This is a genomic window from Frankia sp. AgKG'84/4 (genome assembly GCF_023242965.2).
Taxonomy (GTDB): Bacteria; Actinomycetota; Actinomycetes; order Frankiales; family Frankiaceae; genus Frankia.
This window is the reverse complement of record NZ_JALKFU020000545.1, coordinates 1-3,661: the sequence shown is the minus strand read 5'-3', so window position 1 is coordinate 3,661 and position 3,661 is coordinate 1. Positions and strand designations below refer to the sequence as shown.

General features: G+C 71.2%; 3 protein-coding genes. All 3 read right to left on the bottom strand.

The window, feature by feature from the left end; translation table 11 throughout:
* Positions 1-112: 112 nt before the first annotated feature.
* The 3 genes from MXD58_RS22905 to MXD58_RS22895 are packed head-to-tail and all read right to left on the bottom strand — an operon-like array spanning position 113 to position 3,386.
* Positions 113-1,084 (bottom strand): carbohydrate ABC transporter permease, encoded by a 972-nt coding sequence (locus MXD58_RS22905; RefSeq protein ID WP_248837382.1) that lies wholly within the window; start codon positions 1,082-1,084, stop codon positions 113-115.
* A gap of 2 nt (positions 1,085-1,086) precedes the next feature.
* Positions 1,087-1,983 carry a metallophosphoesterase gene (locus MXD58_RS22900; protein ID WP_248837383.1) on the bottom strand — a complete coding sequence of 299 codons (897 nt, stop codon included), beginning with the start codon at positions 1,981-1,983 and terminating at the stop codon, positions 1,087-1,089.
* A gap of 5 nt (positions 1,984-1,988) precedes the next feature.
* Positions 1,989-3,386, bottom strand: a complete 1,398-nt coding sequence (locus MXD58_RS22895) for an ABC transporter substrate-binding protein (RefSeq protein WP_248837384.1) — start codon at positions 3,384-3,386, stop codon at positions 1,989-1,991.
* Positions 3,387-3,661: the final 275 nt, after the last annotated feature.

Here is a 3,661-nt window from a genome sequence, read left to right as displayed (position 1 = left end):
GGTCCCGGCGGTCCCGGCGGTCCCGGCGGTCCCGGCGGTCCCGGCGGCGTCGAGCGCGGGCCGGGCGTCGGTCAGCGGCGATTCGATGGCGAGTGCCACGTCCGCCCTCCTGTCAGTTGTCGTGGAAGGCGAGCCGGTCGGACAGCCAGACGAGGACCAGCGCGACACCGGTGAAGGCGACGAAGAACACCACGCCGGCGGCGGCCGCGAGACCCGCGTCGAAGCTCTTGAAGCCGTAGTTCCAGAGCAGGTAGTAGATGTTCGTGGTGGCGTTGACCGGTCCGCCCTGGGTGAGCGTGTCGATCAGCGGGAACGTCCATGTGCCGGCGAGGAGCACCGTGGTGAGCAGCAGGAACACCAGGGTCGGCGAGAGCAGCGGCAGTGTCAGCCAGCGGGTCGCCTGCCAGCGCGAGGCCCCGTCGACCGAGGCGGCCTCGGCGTAGTCGCCGTTGATCGAGGCGAGCCCGGCGGCGACGACGAGCACGGCGAAGCCGAGCATCTGCCAGCCGACGATCCCGGTGATGGACAGCAGCGCCGGGACCCGCTCGTGCAGCCAGTTGACCTTCAGCCCGGTCGCGCGGTTGAGCACCCCGGAGCCGGGGGTGAGGATCCACTCCCAGACCGCGGCGCTCGCTACCGGCGCCACCAGGAACGGCGCGAAGATCAGCGCCTGGTAGACCGTCCGCGCCCGGCCGCGCACCTCGCGGGAGAGCAGGCCGACCACGATCGGGATGACGATGGTGAACGGCAGCAGCAGGCCGATCATCAGCACGGTGCGCAGCACCGAATCGCCGACCTCGGGCAGGGTGAACACCCGGTGGAAGTTGTGCCAGCCGACCGGGGTCGCCGGTGTCGTGGGCGAGAGGTTCCACGAGTAGAACGAGTAGTTGGCGGTCTCGACCAGCGGCCGGTAGATCCACACCACCAGCAGACCGAGGGCCGGCGCGAGGTACAGGTACGGCACGGCGCCCCGGCCGAGCACCCGGCCGATACCACGCGCCGACCGGCGTCGCGTGGTGGTCGCCCGTGCGGCGGTGGCGGCGGCGGGCTCGGCCAGGGTGGGGGGCGCGATCTCGACGAACACGGCTAGGCCTCCGGGGTCGTCGTCGGGGTGAGGCGGCGGACGTAGGCCAGCCAGTCGGCACCATCGCGGTTGTACAGCTCGCCGGCGTCCTCCAGCGGCACGGCCGTCGCGACGAACTGGCCGTCGATCAGGTCGATGCGGCTGAAGCCTCCGGCGGCCAGGCCGCGGTGGCGCCCGGCCGGCGGCAGGCCGTCGACCTGGTAGGCGAGCGCCGGGCAGATCCACACGGGGATGCCGGCGAGGGAGCCGGCGCCGGCGTGGTGGGAGTGCCCGGACAGCACCATCCGCACGTCGGTGTCCTCGACGACCTTGGCGAGGCGCTCGGCGGCGGCCAGGCGCAGCAGGTGACCGGCCGGCACGGGGGAGGGCAGCGGTGGGTGGTGCACGACGAGCAGGGTGCCGCGCGGCGCCGGCTCGTCGAGAACGTCGGCGAGCCAGGTCAGCTGCCCGTCGGTGAGCCAGCCGTCGTGCCGGCCCGGGGTCGTCGAGTCCAGGACGACGACCCGCACGCCGTCGAGGTGGTGGACGAGGTCGCAGGGGTCGTCGGGGGCGCCGCGCCCCGGGGTGGACGCGCTGGGCGCGCCGCCGAGCAGCTCGGCGCGGAACGCGGGGCGCTCGTCGTGGTTACCCATCGCGTACACGACGGGGGCGCCGAGGCGCTCCGCCAGCGGCTCGATCACCGAGCGCAGCCGCTGGTAGGACTCGGTGGCGCCGTCGTTGGTGAGATCCCCGGTGAGCAGGATCCCGGCGACCGGACCGGCTGAGGCGGCCACCGTCGCGGCGACGGACTCCAGCATGGCGAAGGTGTCCAGCCGGTCGTGTACCAACTGGCCGCGAGGGACGAGGTGAGTGTCGCTCACCTGGATCAGGGTCATCTCGGCCGGTCCGGTCGTCGTCATCGCTATCAGGCCTTCGGCATCAGGGCGGCGCCCTGCTTCTCGGCGGCGGCGAGCGTCGACTGGGGGTCGGCGCCCTGGTAGACGGAGCGTTCGACGGCGTCCATCATCCCGTCACGGATCTGCAGGTAGTTGTTGCCGGGGATGGACACCCACGGCTCCATCTTGTCCAGCTGGGCGATGTTCGGCGCGATCAGCGGGTTCTCCTTGGCCCAGCTCTGCAGACCGGCCGGGTCGTCGACGAGCCCGGTGCGCAGCGGCAGGTAGCCGATCTTGCTGGAGATCTCGGTGTAGGCCTGCTCGCTGGTCAGGAACTTGATGAGGTCCCAGCCGGCCCGCTGCTTCGCCGGGTCCTTGGACAGGACGAACAGCGACGCGCCGGAGTTCGTAGCGATCGCCGGCTTGTCGCCGTAGCTCGGCATCCGGGCGGCGCGCAGGTCCCAGTTGGCGCCCTTGGCACCCTTCTGGAAGGTGGCCTGGATCGCGCTGGTCTCCAGGAACATGCCGATCTCACCGCGGGCGAAGCTCTCGTACGCCTGCTTCTGGCCGAGGACCGGGGTCAGGCCCTCCTTGACGTAGCGCTGCGCGTCCTGGACCACCTGCACGGCCGGGGCCTGCGAGTAGGTGAGCTGGGTGCGGTCGCTGGAGATGACCCGGCCGCCGTTGGAGCGGACCAGGCTCTGGAAGCACCAGTCCTTGGCGATCTTCGTGAGGCAGTCGAGGTAGAGGCCCTTGCTGCCGGTCTTCGCGACGATCGCCTTCGCGGCCGTCTCGGCCTCGGCCCAGGTTGTCGGCGGCTTCGCCGGGTCGAGACCGGCCTTGGTGAACAGCGAGGCGTTGTAGTACAGCACCGGGGTGGAGAAGACGAACGGAACGCCGTAGGTCTTGCCGTCCCAGTTCGCGAGGGTCCGCGCGGTCGGGGCGAACGGGTGCTTCGCGCCGTCGAAGTTCTTCTGGACGGCGTCCTTGCCGAACAGGTCGTCCAGCGGCTGTGCGCCGAGGGAGTGAATGGTGAAGTCGAGGTCACTGAAGCCGACCTGCGCGACGTCCGGCGACGCGCCGGCGGCGATCTGGCTCTGCAGGCTGGAGATCGTGTCCGCCGCCGGGTTCGGGCTGGAGCCCTTCGGCTTCTGCGGCGTCACGTGGATGTTCGGATATGCCTTCTCGAACTTGCCGATCAGGTCGTTGAACGTGTTCGTCCAGGCGCCCGCCTGGCCGAAGTTGTAGCTCTCGAAGACGATCGAGACCTTCTGGTCCTTGCCGAGTTCAGGCACCTTCGCGGCAGGGGTGCTGCTGGCCTGCGTGGCGTCCCCGCCGGGCGAGCCGCAGCCGGCCAGGACGGACACGGCTGTCGCGGCGGCGAGTGCCACCATCGACAATGATCGGCGGGTGAACGGACTTCTCACGGGACGCTCCTCGGCGGCGTGAAAGGGGTGTGACGGGAAATGCGGGACGTCTGAGCCGGGCACGGCCCGTCCCTGGGACCGCGCCCGGTTCCGCGCGGGTTGCGGCGCCGGGTCAGGTGGTGGGGCGCCGACTCAGGTGGTGACGGGCACCCGAGCGGCAGGAATGGAACTGTGCTGATCCGGCCGCCAGACGAGGCGGCGCCCCGACTCGCGGTCGAACAGGTGGGTGTGCTCGGGGCGGACCGCGAGCGTGACGGCGTCGCCCGCGGCGAGCC

Bases quoted from the DNA above. Each gene is read 5' to 3' on its own strand.
- MXD58_RS22900 (WP_248837383.1), bottom strand. From the start codon at position 1,983: ATGACGACGACCGGACCGGCCGAGATGACCCTGATCCAGGTGAGCGAC.